The sequence below is a fragment of the Pseudoalteromonas sp. T1lg48 genome, assembly GCF_002964785.1.
GTDB lineage: Bacteria > Pseudomonadota > Gammaproteobacteria > Enterobacterales > Alteromonadaceae > Pseudoalteromonas.
In genome coordinates this window covers 168636-188214 of the sequence record NZ_PQCC01000004.1, presented here as the reverse complement: position 1 = coordinate 188214, position 19579 = coordinate 168636, and the positions used below count along the sequence as shown (strand labels likewise).

At 49.6% G+C, this 19579-nt stretch carries 9 protein-coding genes; 5 read left to right on the top strand and 4 right to left on the bottom strand.

The genetic code is table 11. From position 1 onward, the window contains the following. Positions 1-152: 152 nt before the first annotated feature. From C2M29_RS06195 to C2M29_RS06175, 5 genes are all read left to right on the top strand, one after another. The gene (locus C2M29_RS06195) at positions 153-1760 is read left to right on the top strand and encodes a hypothetical protein (protein ID WP_233998367.1); all 1608 of its coding nucleotides are present in this window, start codon (positions 153-155) and stop codon (positions 1758-1760) included. A 76-nt stretch (positions 1761-1836) separates the two neighbouring features. Continuing rightward, a complete protein-coding gene (locus tag C2M29_RS06190; protein ID WP_105188929.1) occupies positions 1837-4560 on the top strand; it encodes a TonB-dependent receptor domain-containing protein in 2724 nt (907 codons plus the stop codon). A 219-nt stretch (positions 4561-4779) separates the two neighbouring features. After that, a complete protein-coding gene (asd, locus tag C2M29_RS06185; RefSeq protein ID WP_105188928.1) occupies positions 4780-5889 on the top strand; it encodes an aspartate-semialdehyde dehydrogenase in 1110 nt (369 codons plus the stop codon). 136 nt (positions 5890-6025) lie between these two features. Further along, positions 6026-6865 (top strand): substrate-binding periplasmic protein, encoded by an 840-nt coding sequence (locus C2M29_RS06180; protein WP_105188927.1) that lies wholly within the window; start codon positions 6026-6028, stop codon positions 6863-6865. A gap of 103 nt (positions 6866-6968) precedes the next feature. Next, on the top strand, positions 6969-10139 hold the full coding sequence (locus C2M29_RS06175) for an HD domain-containing phosphohydrolase (protein WP_158684654.1): 3171 nt from the start codon (positions 6969-6971) through the stop codon (positions 10137-10139). Here the strand turns inward: C2M29_RS06175 and C2M29_RS06170 are convergent, their stop codons facing one another. The 4 genes from C2M29_RS06170 to C2M29_RS06150 form a co-directional block, all read right to left on the bottom strand. Then, positions 10140-11141, bottom strand: a complete 1002-nt coding sequence (locus C2M29_RS06170) for a proprotein convertase P-domain-containing protein (protein WP_158684653.1) — start codon at positions 11139-11141, stop codon at positions 10140-10142. Between the two features lie 138 nt (positions 11142-11279). Continuing rightward, complete coding sequence (locus C2M29_RS06165) at positions 11280-14066, bottom strand: S8 family serine peptidase (RefSeq protein WP_105188924.1); 2787 nt, start codon at positions 14064-14066, stop codon at positions 11280-11282. A 125-nt stretch (positions 14067-14191) separates the two neighbouring features. Beyond that, complete coding sequence (locus C2M29_RS06160) at positions 14192-17689, bottom strand: S8 family serine peptidase (protein WP_105188923.1); 3498 nt, start codon at positions 17687-17689, stop codon at positions 14192-14194. A gap of 876 nt (positions 17690-18565) precedes the next feature. Next, complete coding sequence (locus tag C2M29_RS06150; protein WP_158684652.1) at positions 18566-19567, bottom strand: proprotein convertase P-domain-containing protein; 1002 nt, start codon at positions 19565-19567, stop codon at positions 18566-18568. Positions 19568-19579: the final 12 nt, after the last annotated feature.

The window sequence follows — 19579 nt, the reverse complement described above, 5'->3', positions numbered from 1 at the left end:
TGGCTTTTTTCTTTTTTACAATAACTTATGAAATATTTACTTTGTCACCTTTTCTTTAAATTTATGTCACCCGAGTGTCATAAACCTTCCGTATCTTAACCGTCAGCTAAATAACTGCGCTAACAATATAAAATTTTTGAACTACGGAGTTTATGATGAAACTTTCAGACTTTTTCAAAGTCAGCCTTGTGGCTTCTGCTGTAACACTTGCTGCCTGTGGTGGCGATGTGAATATTACCCCTACTAACATAGATAACAGTGTGGACAATTCGGTAGACAATTCTGGTAATGGCGGTACTGGTGAAACGCTAAACTGTGCCAGCTATACCCTGGACGGTGCTGAATTCACCGGTGAAGCAGAAGGTGCAAACTGTCTGTACAGCCAGGCGTTCGCTAGCAACGCTAAAGAAATCACAAGCTCATTTGTTATTCCTGCTCTAGACAATAACGGTGCTCACATTTTTGAAGGCGCACTATTTATCGGTGATGATGTTGATACATCAACGGGTGCTGTTATCGATGGTGACGGCCCAACGCTAACGATTGAAGCGGGTGCAACCATTGCCTTCACCAAGCCTGAAAGCTTTATTCGTATCGCTCGTGGCGCAAACATCGAAGCAATTGGTGAAATAGACAAGCCAATCATCTTCACCAGTATTAAAGAAGTAGACGGTGATGACACCACTACGGCTCAAATCGGTGACTGGGGTGGTGTACAGATCAATGGTCGTGGCCATTCTATCCGTTGTTCTGCGGACGCTGCGGCGCAAGACATGTGTAACCACTCAGCTGAAGGTATCGTTTCATACTATGGCGGTAACGATCCAGCGGATAACAGCGGTGTCCTTAAGCACATCGTTATCAAATACGCAGGTTTCGGTGTTGAAGGTGACGAGCTAAACGGCCTAACACTTAACGCGGTAGGTTCTGGTACAACAATCGACTACGTACACGTACACAATGGTTTTGACGATGGTATCGAACTATTCGGTGGTAGCGTTGATCTTAAGCACATCGTTGTTACAGAAACTGGCGATGACGGTATCGACTGGGATGAAGGCTGGAAAGGTAACGGTCAGTTTATCCTAGTACGTTCTAACCAATACGGTAACCACGGTTTTGAAACAGATGGCGCTAAAGTTGACCCGCTATCAACAGACGGTCAAAACCTGGTAACAACCGTTTCTAACCCAATCATTTCTAACGCTACCGTGGTTACTACGGGTGACCAGGGTGCCGAAGGTCGTCGTACTGGCGCCGGTATGGAAATGAAAGAATGGGGTAAAGCGCAACTGGCTAACATGCTGTTCGTTAACTCTTCTTCTGTAGATGGCGCTGGCTGTTTTGACCTGTACAACGAAAAAGACCTATCAGGTGCAGCGGGCGTACACGCCAATGCAAACAATGGCGATATTGCTTTCATGAGCTCGGTATTTGCCTGTGGCAAGAACTTTGAAACTGTGAACACTGCGCTAACAGGTGACCTGGCGGGCTTTGATGCTCAGACATGGTTCACGTCTGGCGAAAACAACCAGCTTATCGGCTTTGCTGATTTTGCGAACGTAGTTGGTGCCGACGGCGTATCTACTAAAACGTCAATGACTGATGCCGATGGCAACGTAGTAGCCGTGACTGCAAAAGACATGAGTGCGGTAAATCCTTTCTTCACTAACGCTGGTTATGTTGGTGCGCTTCAAGAAGGCGAAACTAGCGAGTGGGCTCAGTTCGTAGCTGCATCACTTGCTCGTGCTGATAACTAATCTAGACCAGTTCTGATGTAAAAAAAGGCGCTTCGGCGCCTTTGTTCAAGGAATTTTCGGTTTAGAGGATGAAATTATGAAACATTATAAGCAGTTTAAAGCGAACTTAATTACTTTATCCATGCTCTCGCTTTTCTCTTCTTTTTCCTCTTACGCAGCTGATGCAGAAGATGTGATTAATGAAGATGCCATCGAGGAAGTTGTGGCCACTGGGACACGCTTGAAAGGGAGCGCCAGTGCGGTAATTGAGGAGCGTAAAAATCAGGCATTCGTTGCCGATATCATGGGCTCAGAGCAAATCTCCCGTACCGGCGACAGCGATGCGGCATCGGCGCTACGCCGTGTAACCGGCCTGTCTCTGGTAAATGATAAGTTTATTTACGTACGTGGTCTGGGTGAGCGTTATTCAAGTGTACGCTTAAATGGCGCGACGGTACCAAGTCCAGACTTGACCCGTAACGTTATCCCTTTGGATATCTTCCCATCGAGCATTATCGAATCACTGGCAGTGCAAAAGGCCTATTCACCGAATATGCCCGCCGCCTTTGGTGGTGGTGACGTAAATATCCGCACCAAGAGTATTCCCAGCGATATGGTGTTTAAATTCGAAATTGGTGCAGCCTATAAGGACACCAACGATGAGGGCTACACCTACAGCGGCGGTGATGATGATTGGTTAGGTACCGATGACGGTACACGTGCCATGCCGATCTCGGTTAAAGATGCGCTTAATACCTATGTGAACGGTTTGTCGGATATCTCAATTCGTAATATTCGCGAAATCGAGTCACAACGTCTGGGTTCCGATATTGGCCAGGACGCTGCCATTGCAATCAATAAGCAATTAACTAAAGCCCTGCCTCGTGATTTTGGCCTGGAAGAAGAAAGCCTGGATCCGGACTTCGATGTGAAGGCCGTCTATGGCGACCGCTTCGATGACCTGTTCGGCTTGGGCGGTTCATTCGGGTTTTTAACCTCGGTTGCTTACGAAAACGAATGGTCTAACTCAGAGCAATTCAGTGCGGTACTGTCTTCTGTCGATGCGTCAGAATTTACATGTTCACAAGACGATTTCACTTGTTACTCGGCCTCGGATAAAAAAGTATCAACCAAGCATAATGTTAAGTTGAATACCTCGGTGAACCTTGGTTATAAGCTTGACGGTCACGATCTTACCGCGACCTACATGAAGCTACGCGATAGCGAAGACGAAGCCTCGGTATCACTGTACCAGGAGCCGTCTAAGTCTTTGAGTATTGCCGATGGTCAGCTGCAGCGTAGCCATCTCACCTCGTTTGAAGAGCGTGAACTCGATATTCTTCAACTGCGCGGAATGCATAACCTGGATTGGGGCTTTTTATCGGGTATTGGCATTGATTGGCAATACACCGACTCAGAAGCAACCACGGAAATCCCAGGTGAGCTGGAAGTGACGGTTCGTGATGAGTATGAAAATGGCCAGTACAAGCGTACCTTCTATAACGGCAGTCTGGGTGGTAACCCTTATCTGTATCGCTTTGTCGATTTAGAAGACAAGGTTGAGAACTGGGGTGTGAATGTTAATAGGGCATTCTACTTTGAAGGCGGCAACCTTGAGTTGGCTGGTGGCGGTTACTTCATTGAGAAAACCCGTGATTATCGTACCGACTTCTTTAACTACCGTTTTGGTCAAACGCAGTCGTTAGAGTTGGCGCAATCGGAAGAAGAAGCACTGTCTATTGGTAGCTTTTTCAAGGATGACAGCGTAGTTGACAACACCGAAGTCGAGTTGTTGTTCCAAGAGCCAACTGCAGACGATTACCTCGCGGCGCAGATGATTGATGCTTACTATGGCTCATTCGATCTAACGTTCGCCGAAGACTGGCGTTTAAGTGGCGGTGTACGCTATGAAGACTTCCGTCAAGTGGCGTTGGCGTTCTCACGCTCGGCGTTTGACCCAGCCCTACTTGAAGACAAGCTAAGTGCTGAAGCCATTGAGCAGGCAACCGTGATGGAAGACGAGTACTTCTCGTCACTGTCTATGACTTACAGTCAAGAGGGTTACCAACTGCGCTTTGGTTATGGTCGTACTGTAGTTCGTCCAGACTTGCGTGAACTGAGTCCGGTACAGTTCCAGGACCCATTAACCGATTATCGTACATTGGGTAATCCGTTCTTGAAGTCGAGCCACCTGGACAACTTCGATGCCCGTGTTGAATTCTACATGGACAACGGCGATAACTACTCTGTGGGTGCCTTCTATAAGGATATAGATAAGCCGATTGAAGCCTTGTTGACCGAAAGCGATGGCCGCTTCACACTGCAATTTGATAACGCCGATAACGCCTATGTCTATGGTATTGAGGCGGAGTGGTTAACCGAATTGCACAGTGATTTGCTCGGTGGTGCCTTCTTCACCTCGGGTAACCTGACGGTGAGTGATTCAGAAGTAGAAATCTTGGAATCACAACGTGGCGACTTGACTAATCTTAAGCGCCGCATGACAGGTCACTCTGAGTATGTTGCTAACTTGCAGTTAAACTATGACTCGCACAACGGCATGCATCAAGCATCACTGATTTACAACGTATTCGGTGACCGTATTCTCGCCGCGGGCGTGAACAACTTTGATGATGCTTACGAGCAGCCAATGCACTCCCTCGATTTGGTATACAGCTACTACCCAACGTTTAACACCACGGTGACGTTCAAAGCCAAGAACATGCTTGGACAAGACTTTGAAGTGGAACAAAACGATGTGCTGATCCGCGAAAGTGAAAAGCCGATGGAGTTTAGCTTAGACTTCGCTTACGAATTCTAACCCTTAGCACCAAAATTAAAAACCCAGCAGTTGCTGGGTTTTTTTATGCCCGAAGCCTTGTCACAGGCGTAAAAACCCGCCCAATATATGAAATAAATTTAAGTTGTAGTCCTGCCACTAGAGTAAAGCGCCAAGCAGTGTTATTGTCAGCCCATACCTAGGTATACACTTAGGGGACTCACGCAATATGTTGAACTTATTTTTCAAAAGGAAAAAGTAATGAAAAAAGTAGGCCTAGTCGGCTGGCGCGGTATGGTTGGCTCCGTACTGCTTGAGCGCATGCAACAAGAGCAGGACTTTGCGCATATTGACGTGACCTTTTTTACCACCTCGCAAACCGGCCAGTTGGGCCCGGACATTGCTGGTACCCCTAAGCCGTTGCAAAGTGCCTATGATCTTGAGGCGCTGGCACAAATGGACATCATATTGACCTGTCAGGGTGGCGATTACACCCATGAAGTTTACCAAAGCCTGCGTGATAAGGGTTGGCAGGGCTATTGGATCGATGCCGCCTCGGCACTGCGCATGAGCGATGAAAGCATTATTGTGCTCGATCCGGTAAATAAGGACGTGATCGAGCAAGGCCTGGAGCAGGGCGTAAAAACCTTTGTCGGCGGTAACTGTACCGTTTCCTTAATGTTATTAGCCCTGGGCGGATTGTTTGAACGCGATTTGATCGAATGGGTCAGCCCCATGACCTACCAGGCGGCTTCCGGTGCCGGTGCCCGCAACATGAAAGAGCTGCTCGTGCAAATGGGGCAACTCCATGATGTGGTGGCCGACCAGGTGCAAGACCCAAGTGCCGCTATTCTCGATATAGATAAAAAGGTGGCGACTAAAATGCAAGATGGCTCCTTGGCCTGCGACCAGTTCGGTGTGCCGCTGGCTGGCAGCTTGATCCCCTGGATTGATGTACCCATGCCGTCGGGTCAGAGTAAGGAAGAATGGAAAGCCGAGGTTGAAGCCAATAAAATTCTGGGCTCCAGTAAACAGCCTATTCCCGTTGATGGTCTGTGTGTGCGCGTCGGCATGATGCGTTGTCATGCCCAAGCCTTAACCATCAAGTTACGCGAAGATATCAGCGTCAGCGAGATTGAAGAGATCCTTGGTGCCCATAACGACTGGGTTGAGGTGATCGCCAATGACAGAGAGGCTTCGAGCAAGGAGCTCACGCCGGTGAATGTGGCGGGAACCCTGCGTATCCCTGTTGGCCGTATTCGTAAATTGAGCATGGGGCCGAAGTACATCAGCGCCTTTACCGTGGGCGACCAACTCTTGTGGGGCGCCGCCGAGCCGCTGCGCCGCATGTTGCGGATCATCTGCGGATAAACCAATGAATCCTGAAAAGCGGCCTAAGCGCCGCTTTTTTTGTGCCTTATAATGCCCGATGGCGGTGGACAATCGCCCCATTCTCGCCTAGCATAAATCTAGGTAAGGGTCTGATAATTGGGGATATACTTTGTGCATGACCGGCACATTAACTCCCATTGTCGGTGGCAATCAGGAAAGGGTGACTAGGGTGTTGAGAGCGCTATTTTTGTGGTTAGTCTTACTGGGTACTGCTACCTGCTATGCCCATGAACTCAAGGGTGCCTACCCGGATCATTTTCCTCCCTTTAGCATCGCCGCTGAACCCATGCAGGGCATTATTCCAGATATGCTCAGGGCACTGAACCGCACCAGTGATCATGCCTATGTTGCCGCTCCCTATGCCCGCCAATCCATAAAACTCCTTGCCGAGGGGCAACTGGATTTTCTATTTGATTCGCAAAACTGGTGTAAAGACGAAGACAACTACTATTGGAGTCAGCCCATCGCCTACATCCATGATGTTTTAATACTGCGTGAGGACGCTGACCATCCATTTTCGAGCCTTGAAGAGCTTGTCGCCTTCTCGCAAGCCAAAGAGCGGCCGCTGGTGGTTGCGGGGCGCTATGAATATGTGTATCCGAGTCTCGATCCCCTGTTTGCCCAAGCGCAGCTGACCCGGAAAAACTTTTACAGCGACTTAAATATGATAAAAGCGCTGCAAGACGCTGAGCATGGTGGTGTTGAGGCTGTGGTGATGGCCGAGCGGGTATTTGATTATTTGGCTGCCAAGAATCCGCACATAGCAAAGAATTTAGTCAAGTCCAGTTTCAAGGTACACAGCACCCCTTATCAGTTTCGCTTTCCGCGCACCGATAGCGGCAAGATTAATATGATGTACACCAATCGGCTGCTTAGTCAGTTGCAAACGAGCGGCTCACTTGAGGATATTATCGACAAATACAGCGGCGCTGAGGATCCCGATAAAAAACCGTAAAATACCCAAGTAAGGCTCAGTAGGCTCTGATTTTACAGTAAAAATTGAAATATGTATTAAGCTTTACCTAGCACATTATAAACTGCGCGGAATGCTTAACCTCATGGACGTTATACCAAAAAGAACACGCTTTACCATACGTGTCACCCTGATCACCTCTTTTGTCGTGGCCTGCGCCTTTACCGCCTTGGTGGCCATTAGCCTGCAGTTTGTATTCAGTAATAACCTCGCTAAAAGCAGCGCCCAGGATAAGTTTCATGCCATTGCCGCAAGCAGCAGTGAGCAGGCGTTGCTACAAGAGCGTAGCGCCATTAGTCTCGCCCGAACACTTAAGCACAGTTTCGGCGATCGCCAGCTTAGCGCCGAGGTACCGTCAAAACAGCAATTGCTGGCATTGAGTTCTCTATTAGAGGGCAATCCCAAGGTGTTTTCCTTGTTTATCGGCTTTGCTAATGGTGATTATCTTGAGCTGTCCAATTTAGAGTCTGCACTGGGTCTGCGTCAGGTGTGGGGAGCGGCCCCAAGTGATCGCTGGGTGTTGTTACGGGTGACAGACGCCACCGCAGGGCGCGAGCAAACCATTAGCTATCTTAACAGCGACCTGAGTATCCGTCACAGTGAGGTTCAGAGCACCCAATATAATGCCACGGCTCGGCCTTGGTTTAAGGAGGCGGGCAGCGAATCTGTGCATAAAATGCCACCCTACATGTTTAGCTTTGTCGGTCAGCCCGGCAGCAGTTACTCGATTAAAAGTGAGCAAGGGGATGTATTTGGCACCACCATTATTTTATCCTCGTTGGCTCAATATATGGCCGTTGACGGTTACCAACAGGGCGCGCAGGCCTATATGTTCGATGGCAACGGGGTACTGCGAGCGCAACGTCTTGGCAGCGAAGAGCCGGTTATTGCCCCGAGTGAAAAAATCCCTCTGTCGGTCGACGAGCTGGCTGTAATGGATAGCATAGGCACGCTCAGAGTGGGGGTGATGGACGACTACCCGCCGTTTGAATATAACCTGTCAGGGCAACCGCGCGGATATGGTCTGGAACATATGCAGCTGATCGCCGCCATGCTCGGTCTTGAGCTGCAACTGATCAACGGCTATAGCTTTCCTGAGCTAATTACACAGCTACAGCAGGGACAAATTGATATGTTGCTGGGGCTGATGAAGACCGAACAGCGCCAGCAGTTTGGTGCCTTTGCCGGGCCTTATTATGCACCCGAAGTGGTGTTTGCCACCGATGATCCTAGCTTGGCAGCGACGCCGAAACTCTCGGCCTTGGCAAGCAAGCGCATTGCCGCGCAAAAAGGTTATGCTATTACTCGTTTTTTGCGCCAGCAACTGCCGCAGGCGGAGTTTATCGAATACGATGATACCCTCGCGGCCATGCGTGCCTTGGAGCGGGGAGAGGTTGATGTGGTGTTCGACCTCAAGGTGGTGCTGCAATACATAGAAAAGTACTTTTTTATCGATACCTTGCACCGCAGCGCCGAGGTAGAAGACTTCAAGGGACGAACCGAGTTTGGCCTACATCATTTTGTGCGCAAGGAGATAGCACCGCTTATTCCTCTAATCGATCGCGCCCAAAATGCACTCGAACCGCAACTGCTGAATACTTTAGAGCGTAAGTGGCTGCGTTTCGAAGGGCAGGGCGTGCGGGGCTCTAAAGCGCTCACTCAGGTGCCGTCACCCAAGATTTTAGCCTTAGCCAAAGATGGCAACAGTCATAACAGGTTACACAGCATCGCCATCGACGGTGAAGACTATCTTATTTATGTAACCGCCATCGCTGGCCTTATCAACGAGGACAGTCGCGAGTATTTGGCGTTTTTGGTCAGTGAGCAGGAGGCCTTTGCCCAGCTTAATAAATATGTACGTGATGCCATTGTGGTGACTTTGGCGGTACTGGCCCTGGTACTTTTGCTAATCACCCAATTGGCGCGCTCTATGGCCAGCCCCATCCAGCGTTTGATTGAAGAAAACCAAAAGATCAGCCACCGCAACTATAACGAGGTGCATTACGTGTCCTCACATATTGAGGAAATCCATCAGCTTTCAAAATCCCTGGTCAACATGTCTGAGTCCATTTGTGAATTTGAAGCGGGACAAAAAGAGCTGCTCGATTCCTTTATTCAGCTAATAGCGCAAGCCATAGATGAAAAATCACCTTACACCGGCGGTCACTGTGCCCGGGTGCCGGAGCTTGCCTTGATGCTGGCCCGACATGCCCATGATAGTCAAACCGAGGTCTTTGCCGATTTTCGTTTTCGCTCCGAGGAGCAATGGCGTGAATTTGAGGTGGCGGCCTGGCTACATGATTGCGGTAAGATAACCACCCCTGAGCATATCGTAGATAAAGGCTCCAAGCTGGAGTGCATCTATAACCGCATTCATGAATTACGAATGCGCTTTGAGGTGCTGTTGCGTGATGCCGAAATTGAATACCTTGAGGCGGTGCAGACATGCCCAGAGGACAAAGATAAACTGGCCGCCAGGTGGCAGCAGCAGCGCCAAGAGCTTATCGACGACTTCGAGTTTATCGCTCATTGCAACATTGGCGGTGAAGCCATGTCAGATGAAGACATTGACCGCTTGCACCGCATTAGCAAGCGTACCTGGTATCGTAATCTTAGCGATAGAGTGGGGTTGTCGCCGGCGGAGCAGCGCCATATGGAAGACTTTGACCCTTTTACACCGGGCTATGAGGCGGTGCTGTGTGATAAACCGGAACATATTTATAAACGACAACGTGATATTGCCGCCCGAGATAAGGGCTTTGGCTTTAATATGAAGGTGCCTGAGAACAAGCAAAACCTGGGTGAACTCACCAATTTAAGTATTACTCGCGGTACCTTGACCGATGAGGACAGGTACATTATTAATGAGCATATCACCACCACCATACGCATGCTCGAGACTTTGCCGTTACCCCAGGATCTGGCTCGGGTGCCGGAGTATGCCGGTGGTCATCATGAGAAACTCGATGGCAAGGGGTACCCAAGAGGATTAAGCGCTGAACAAATGTCATTGCCGGCAAAAATCATGGCTATTGCCGATATTTTCGAGGCGCTTACCGCCAACGACAGGCCCTACAAAGAGGCTAAGACGCTGTCACAGGCATTGCGGATCATGAAGTTTATGGTCGATGATGAGCACATCGATCGGGACTTGTTTAATTTATTTTTAACCGAGGGCGTGTATCTCGCCTACGCCAAGCAATTTCTTTTGGCCGAGCAAATCGACGACATAGATATTAACGATTACCTTTGTTGACTAGCGTAATGAACGCTGAGCATGGTGTTGGCTGTGAAAACCACCTAAATGCAATTTCCAGTTGCGTAGTTCGCCAATATTACCCGGTGCCTTGTCGATAATACGAAGTTTCCAGGCGCCATAGGCATTTTCGCCTTTAAAGGTCTCGATTTGGTAACGCTGATTAATGTCGCTGCCCGAGCCGCCGTCGCGGTTATGCAAGGTATGCACATTGCCACTGGGAGACACCAGCTGGATGGATAGGTCGCTGCGCCAGCTATGGCGAATAGCAAGGTCCACCTCCAAAGAGAAGGTGCTTAAATGATGGGGAACAAAAATCTCACTTTCCTGGGCCGTGGCACCATTGTCGGCGATGATCATCTCATCGTCATTGTTGAAACTATAGGTTTGTACACCCGGAGGCAGAATCTTCAGCGTCACCGACTGTTGTTTTAGTTGGCTATCCTTGTGGGCGGTGAGGGTAAAGACATAGTCACCCCATTGGGTTTTGTTTTTGGTCTGCACTTCAAGGGTAAAAGGCATACCCGCATTAATCTCGCGGTGTGATAGTTTAGCCCCAGGTAACGAAGAGGCTAAAGAAAGTCTAAGCGTGCCGTTAAAGCCATCAATGATGCGGCTATTACAGTTGAACTTGGCGGTATCGCCGGCGTTGATGGTGAGCACTGCACTGGCGCAATGCAAATTGAATTGGGGGTTTAACTTAACTTCTTTTTTGCTTGAGGTCGGTGACCCACCCGAGATGCTTTCACCAACCAGGGCATCGATACTTTTCGCAGCATAAGGGAGTTGGGTGCGAGAGGACGCACGTAACGGGTTGTTTGAAAAAAGTGGGTTGCTAAGTTGCCATTGTGAGCCGATTGACGCGCCTGTGGTGTGCAGTGCATAGCTGTCATTCATATCCATATTGTGTGCTGCATTTACACGGGCATCACTCACTAGCATGCAGACGAGCGCCGCGCTTGCCATCAGCGGATAGCGGATAAGAGTTGAAAGATTAGCCACAATAAAGCTCCCAAGTTTCTGTCAATAATATTAAAAAGCCCTTATTCACTTGCCGCATTTTGCCCAACTAATTGAGCGCGTTTGGTGCGAATTGGCAAGGAACTGAGGGCCCTTTGCAGGGCCCTCACGGGTTACTACTTACTTGCGTTTACCTTTTGTCTTTGGAGAAGCCACTATGGTTTCCTCGTAAGAACAATTGGATGTACCAGTTTCACATACCTGATAAGTGAAGCTTGTTGCGGTAGAGTTAAAGCGTTCGGAGTAGCTCTCTTTTCTCACACCACTGCTTACCAGGGCGCCATCGCGATAGACATCAACCGTCACCTTAGTCGGTGAAGTCCAAGTCAGACTGGCGACTACACGGTTACCATCGGTAGAGGCACTACCTTGGAGCACGATAGTCGGTTCTGTAACTGCTTCGGTCACTGTCACATCTTTAGTGATCGAGTGCTCGGCACCGTCATCATCGCTTACCGTTAGGGTTACAGCATAGGTACCCGCTGCTGCGTAGCTATGTGCTGGGTTTGGTAGAGTGGACGTACTAGCATCACCAAAATTCCATGACCATGTGCTAATGGCACCGTCGCTGTCGCTACTTAGGTCCGAGAACTGCACAGCCAGGTTAGACGTTGCGAAGCTGAAGTCTGCCATTGGTAGCTCGTTAGGCTCAGTAATGGTTATTACCTGACTGACACTGTGGCTTTGACCTTCGGCATCGGTCACGGTGAGCGTCGCGCTGTATACGCCAGCAATGCTATAGCTATGGCTAGGGTTTTGTACGCTCGAGGTATTGCCGTCACCAAAGTCCCAGTTCCAGCTAACAATGTTGTTGTCGCCGTCGCTTGAGGTATCGGTAAAACTTACGTCAAGGTCGCTGACCGCAAAGCTGAAACCGGCTACAGGAGCAGGACCTGGCTGAGGTGTCGAACCGCCGCCGTTGTCCAGGCCGGTGATGTCCATTGACCAGCTCTGCAATGTGCCCGTGTCATAGCCTGCGTTATCGGAAACGCTCAGCACCCAGTCACCCTGAGCAAGCTCGCCGTTAAAGGTACTTAGGGTGTACGTTTGGTTTATGTTGACCCCTGAGCCGCCTGCGCGGTTGTGCAGTATATGCTCTGTGCCCGACGGTGAGGTTAATGTCACCAGCAGGTCACTGATCCAGGTGTGGTTGATAGCAACAGTTACATTCATGTCAAAGGTGGTAAGGTCATCTGACACGTTGATAACGCTTTGTACGCCCACGGGATCATTATCTGGTACTGCAATCGCAGTGGTGTTTGCATAGGTGTAGTTGTTCAAGCCGCTAGGCTGGAGTTCCAGATTCGCCGCTTGCTGCTGAACCAGTTCGCCGTTGTCGGCGGTGCCGGTTACTGTGAATACATAATCACCCCACTGGGTTTCTGTGGTGGTCGGTACCGTCAAAGTGAAGGTGTCGCCCGGCATAATGGTGCTTGCAGACAGGCTGGCGCCGGGAAGTGATGATTCCAGGCTAAGGCTGATTTCACCCTGCCAGCCGCGAGTCGCTACGCTTGAGAAGGTGTAAGTTGCCGTGCCGCCCACGGTCATGCTTTGAGTGACTGGGTCAACCGACAGGTCGAAGCCGGGCAATGTTTCCATCAGCGCGCGGTGGATGTTAAGACGCTTACCGGATACGGTTTTACCAACCAGGGCTGGGATGGTGTCGCCCGAGTTTATCAGGAGGTCTTTAATTTCCGCCATGCTCAGGTTCGGGTTACGAGCTGCAATCAGGGCAGCAGCACCGGTGACATGAGGAGTCGCCATTGAGGTACCAGAAAAGCTCTCGTACTGGTTATTCAGCACGGTCGAGACTATATCTGAACCCGGTGCGCCCAGGTCAACGCTTTGCTGACCCCATTGTGAGAAGGTCGACATGGTGTCGTTGCGCGTGGTACTGGCCACGGCGATAACGTTTGGAACGTCATAGCTTGCTGGATAGCTAGGTTGGACATCGTTGTCTCGGCTGGAATTACCGGCCGCGGCAACGAAAAGAATATTTTCATTACTTAGCGCCTGGATACCATCTTTCATGATCTGCTGGAAGCCACCACCGCCCCAGCTGTTGTTAGTGGCAACGATATTGACGCCACGTTGCTTAAGGTCGATCATGTAATCGAAACACTGCAGCGCATCTTCGGTCAGGCCGCCATTTTCATTAATAAAGGCACAGCCGATCATTTTTACATTGGCGTTCACACCAGCAACACCTTGGGTGTTGTGCTCTGCACCTATGGTACCGGCTACGTGTGTACCGTGACCATGCCAGTCCGTTAGGGCACCGAGGTCGTGATAGGCATTAATACCATGCATATCATCGCGGTAGCCGTTGCCGTCGTTGTCTATGTTATCGCCCGGGATCTCGCCTGGGTTAGTCCATACGTTTGCCGCCAGGTCATTGTGGGGATGCCACATACCGGTGTCGATAATACCGATCACGACTTCGTCGCTGCCGGTGGTGATATCCCAGGCTTCATTGGCGCTGATATCGGCGCCAGCAACACCGCCTTGCTGACCGGTGTTGTGCATGCCCCATAGATCACCAAACATAGAGTCTGAGGGTAGGGCCGCAGGCTGGAATACCTGGTTGTATTCGACATAGTCGACGGAAGGGTGTTTGCTAAGCGCCTTGATTGCGGCGTCGGCTTTGATCTTGTCTAGTTTAACAGATGCCACTCGGCCATTAAGAATATGGCGGAAACGGCGGTCTTGTCCTTTTTCATTAAGGTGGTCGTTTTTACCACCGATAAGAGCGCGAGCAGAAGCACGTTGTGCTGCAGTAGCGCCTTCTTTATAGACAACCAATACTGAGTTGTCGTCGTACTTGCGTTCCTTGGCGTTGAACTCAATGGATGCTTGAGCCAGTACCGGCAGCATGGCCAAACTGAGTAGGGATAATTTTGTTTTCATTGTTTTTGCCTCAAAGTGTGAGCCTGACAAGTATTTGTTTACTGCGGGGAACGCGTTAAAAAATGTTTGCAGGATGTGAAATGAAAAAGGAAGGCTCTAGTGAGAGCCTTCCCAGGGGTTACAGCTTACTTACGTTTACCGCTGCCTTTTGACTTAGGAGAAGCCGCGATGGTTTCTTCTAAAGAACAGTTGGCAGTGCCAGTTTCACATACTTGGTAAGTGAAGCTAGTCGCAGTAGAGTTAAAGCGGTCTGTGTAGTCTGTTTTTCTCACAGCTGAGGCAACTAGCGCTCCGTCACGGTATACATCAAACTCAGTTGCAGCTTGTGCAGTCCAAGATAGATCCGTTGTTACTCGGTTACCGTCAGTTTCAGCAGTACCTTGTACAAAGATAGTTGGCTCTGGAACCGGCTCAGTCACAGTTACGTCTTTAGTGATTGAGTGCTGGGCACCGTCGTCATCGCTTACAGTCAGGGTTACAGTGTAAGTACCCGCAGCTGTGTAGCTGTGTGAAGGGTTAGCTAGAGTTGAGCCAGCGCCGTCACCGAAGTCCCAAGAGTGAGTTGTTACCGCACCGTCAGTGTCACCAGATAGGTCAGTGAACTGTACATCCAGGTCAGTAGCGGCGAACGTGAAGTCAGCTACAGGTGCTACGTTTGCTGGCGCGTCTACGATAGTGAAGCTTACTTGTGCCTGGTCGAACGCGTCTTGTGAGTCAGTCGCAATAGCAGTCACGATGTGGTCACCAGCGCCTAGTGTGTTGATGCTGAATAGAGCACCAGTACCGATTAGGCCGTTGAAGTTATCGTACCAGCTGATACCTGCGCTTAGGTCACCGTCTTCAGCGTCAGTTGCAGTACCGTCGAAGGTGATGCTGTCGCCTAGGTTGAAGCTAGTGCCGCCCGTAGGTGCATTGATAGTCATCACTGGGGCTTGGTTTTCAGCCGGAGGCGGAAGTACCGCGTTGCCGTTTGATACCGAGATGCTCCAGTTGTTCAGTACGCCGTTCATGGTGTAGCTTGACGTATCTTCTACGAACAGACGCCATGTACCCATGCTCGACTCGCCTGCGAACTCAACCGGTGTAAAGGTGTGTACCAGGTCTGCGTTCCAGAATTGACGCCAAGTTACCAGTTTAACCATGGTGCCAGACGGAGATTGCAGCCATGCGTTCAGGTATTGAACCGAGTTGAACGAGATATCAACGCTTACTTCGATTGCATCGATAGCAACACCGGTAGGCAGGTCGATTTCAGTGAAGACCTTGCCGCCCCACTCAGGCATAGCGATTGCTGTGTTGTTTGCACCGCTTACCGTGGTGTTGGCGTTAGCAACAGACAGTTCAACTGTTTCTGTGCTGGTTTGGCCCGCTGAGTCTGTAGAAGACGCAGTGATTACGTGGTCGCCTACCGACAGGTCAGACTTAGTGAATGAAGTGCCGTTACCGATTACACCGTCGATGCTTGACGTCCAAACGATGCCGGCAGTCAGGTCGCCGTCTTCGGTGTCGTTAGAGCTTGCGCTGAAGCTGATAGTTTCACCGTTCAAGAATGCGCCCTGGTTAGCAGGAGTCGCGATCTGTACGTTTGGCGCAAAGTCTGTGCCAGCTGAAGGTGCGCCAGTCAGTTTTAGTGACCAGCTGTTGATAGCACCCGTGTCGCCTGCAACTTCGTCAACGACTTTCAGTTTCCACTCACCAAATGCATTGTCCAACTCGTATTCGGTAGGAATAAAGTTACCAACAAGACCTGTGCCGTTGCCACCCGCACGATCGTGCAGAACTACTTCTTCGCCGGCTGGTGAAATGACAGACACTACCATGTCTGATGCCCAAGTGTGTGTGATGTCAACAAACACTTCAACCTGAGTTAGCGTCATGTCGTAAGGAACATTGATGCTGCTGGTCGCTGGGTTTGAAGGATCGTCATCGCTGATAGGCACGATTTCGTTGTTGGTCAGCATAGTAGAAACTGTACCTTGAGGCCATACTTTAAGCTCCAGGTTGATGTTCTTAGAAACGCTGCCATCAGTGGCGTTGACAGTCAAGTTGTACGTACCAGGCGCAGTTTGCGCTGTCGTATTGATAGTCATGGTGTTAGTGGTGTCGCCCGCAACCGGGTTTTGTGCGAATACCACGTCAGCGTTAAGCGCAGGAATGCTGGTCAGGCTCATAGTCGCTGTGCCGTTGAAACCACCGGCTGCAACTAGGTCGATTGAGTAAGCCTGGCTGTCGCCTTGGTTGATGGTTGATTTAGTTGGCGTTGCTTCCATGAAGAAAGAAGGACCCGCGCCGCCTGAATCGACCAGTGCATTGGCAACGTTCAAACGCTTACCAGAGATGGTTTTACCTGCCAAAGCCGCCAGCGTATCACCAGTGTTCATTAGTACACTTTTTAGCTGTGATGTAGTCAGGTTCGGGTTGCCCGCAAGGAGCAGGGCTGCAGCGCCGACTACGTGAGGTGTGGCCATTGACGTACCGCTGAACGTGTCATAGCTGCTGTTAGGCGTAGTTGACAGGATAAATGAACCAGGTGCAGCCAGGTGAACCAGCTGGTCACCGTAGTTTGAGAAACCAGACAGGTTGTCGGCGCTGTCGGTAGAGGCTACCGCTACTACGTTTGGTACATCGTAACCCGCAGGGTAGAAACCGCCGTTGTCGATGTCGGCTGAGTCGTTACCCGCTGCCGCTACGAATAGCATATCGGCGTTGTTCGCTGATGTGATTGCATCTTTAAGCGTTTGCGTGAAACCACCGCCACCCCAGCTGTTGTTTAGAACGCGAACGTTGTTACCGGCATTTTTAAGACCGATCATATAGTCGATACACTGTACGCCGTCGGCTAGAGTACCGCCGCCTGAGCCAAGGAAGCTACAACCAACCATGCTGGTTTGCCAGTTAACACCGACAACACCCAGGTTGTTGTTACCTTTGGCGCCGATAGTACCGGCTACGTGAGTACCGTGAGCACCTGTGTCAGACGGGTTACCATTGTCTAGGATGGCTGAGATACCATGGATGTCATCGATATAACCGTTACCGTCATCATCGATACCGTTGCCCGCGATTTCATTCGGGTTGGTCCAGATGTTGTCAGCCAAGTCTGGGTGGTTGAAATCGAAACCTGTATCGATAACACCAACAACAACAGAAGAATCACCGATTACATAGTCCCAGGCAGTTTCAGCTTGAATCTTCTGCATGCCGTAAAGGCTTGCATATGAAGTATCATTTGGAACTGCAGTAGTGTGTACGATGTAGTTAGGCTCTGCGTATTCTACAAGTGGGTGGTTTTGAAGGCTTGCAAGTACCGCATCAACTTTACGGCCTTGACCAAGCTCTAGCACCGCTAGACGACCGTTGGCAATGTTGCGTAAACGGTCATCAACACCGTCGTTGTTTTTATCTTTGAAAGATACGCCTAGATTACGAGTAAGCTCTTTACGATCTTTCTTATCTACTTTTTGTTTGAACTTAACGATAACTGATTGTTGATCGTAGTCAGGTGTTGCTTTGAACGGTGCTTTAGCAACCGCTAGGGCTACAGGGCTGATACCTGCTAGTAGTGTTGTACCTACTAGGGCGTTTATTAATTTGGAAGATGACTTCTTGGGCGTTTTCATCATCTGATCTCCTGTTGTGTGTAAATTTAACTTATGGTTGTTTTATTTGTACGCACCCACTTCATTTTCATTCTCCCTGTAAGTCGTCGCACGATCGCACTTATTGTATCCATATGTGTATAGTTATATGCCTTTATTTGTATCTTATCAATAAATAATACACAAAAAATTCACATTTATTTATAAATGGTGTGAAATGACATACTTTCGTATGATTTAAAAGGGGTTTTTATTACGGGGTGATGGCAAAATAATTTCAATTTTTGGAAGGTTTTCTTGTTTCTTATTTATTGATGTGCAATTTGCAATGGACTTGATGTCAGGTTAAATTATCGATAAAACCGATACTTATGCATGTTTGTGTGTTATTTATGCACTGATACCTGGGTGTCTTTCTTCGCTTTAGGAATGCCACTAAGAAGCTTAATTGTATATAGGTTATGTACGGGTAGCCCGAGTGTCGGCGGCCACACTACAAAGCTGTATACAAAGTATGTCGATAAAGTCAGCCCAGTGAGGGGAAAGCTATCCTTCTTCGTAGAGATTCACCATAACCGGCCGTTATGACTGGCTCTGACTTGCTCCCGATGTCAATATAAGGCATGTTAATCAGGATGTTATCGGTGCATCTGCCGTTTGCCTTGGGCGCACAGACCTTGAGTGCTGAGAACTGATATATAATCAAGGAACATATCACCACCATTGGCATGCTTAAAACCTTGCCCTTGCCCGGGCATTGAAGATCATCAAGAGTAGGGTGGCCGACGAACATATCCACTGAGATCTGTTTAACTTATTCCTGAGCGAACATCTTTACCTGGTCTATGCCGAGCAGCCTTACGGCCCGAGCAAATCGATGAGAGTGATATTAACGATTACCTAGCGCAGTGAGCGCTGGGCATGTTGGCGGTTGCTAAACCCACCTAGGTGCATTGACCACTGGCGCAGTTCGCCAATATTGCCCGGCGCCTTATCGATTATACGAAGCTTCCAGGGCCCGTAGGCGTTTTCGCCGTTAAAGGTCTCAATTTGGTAGTGCTGATTAATGTCATTACCCGAGCCACCATCGCGGTTATGCAGGGTGTGTACATTGCCACTGGGCGACACCAATTGGATGGAAAGATCGCTGCGCCAGCTATGGCGAACGGCCAGCTCCACCTCTAAAGAGAAGGTGCTTAGATGATGCGGCACAAAAATCTCGCTCTCTTGAGCGGTGGCACCATTATCGACTATGGTCATCTCGCTCGCATTGTTAAAGCTGTAGGTTTGTACGCCCGGGGGCAGAATCTTTAAGGTTACGGCCTGCTGTTTAAGCTGGCTATCCTTGTTGGCGGTGAGGGTAAAGACATAATCACCCCACTGAGTTTTGTTTTTGGTTGGCACTTCCAGGGTAAAAGGCATGCCGGCATTGATTTCGCGATGCGATAGTTTGGCCCCGGGTAACGAAGACGCGAGTGAGAGTCGCAATATGCCGCTAAAACCATCGACGATACGGCTGTTACAGTTGAAGGTGGCGGTCTCGCCGGCGTTGATGGTGAGTACCGAGCTGGCGCAATGCAAATTGAATTGTGGGTCTAATTTAGGTTCTTTGTTGGCTGGTGTCGGTGTACCACCTGAAATGCTCTCGCCAACCAAGGTATCTATGCTTTTGGCCGCATAAGGCAGTTGGGTACGAGATGCCAGGCGCAACGGGTTGTTCGGAAAAAGTGGGTTGCTGAGTTGCCATTGTGAGCCGATTGACGAGCCTGTGGTGTGTAGCGCATAGCTGTCATTCATATCCATATTGTGTGCCGCATTGACGTGAGCGTCGCTTGCTAGCATGCAGGCTAGGGTTGCCGTTGCTATCAGTGGATAGCGGATTAGGGTTGAAAGATTAGCCACAATAAAGCTCCC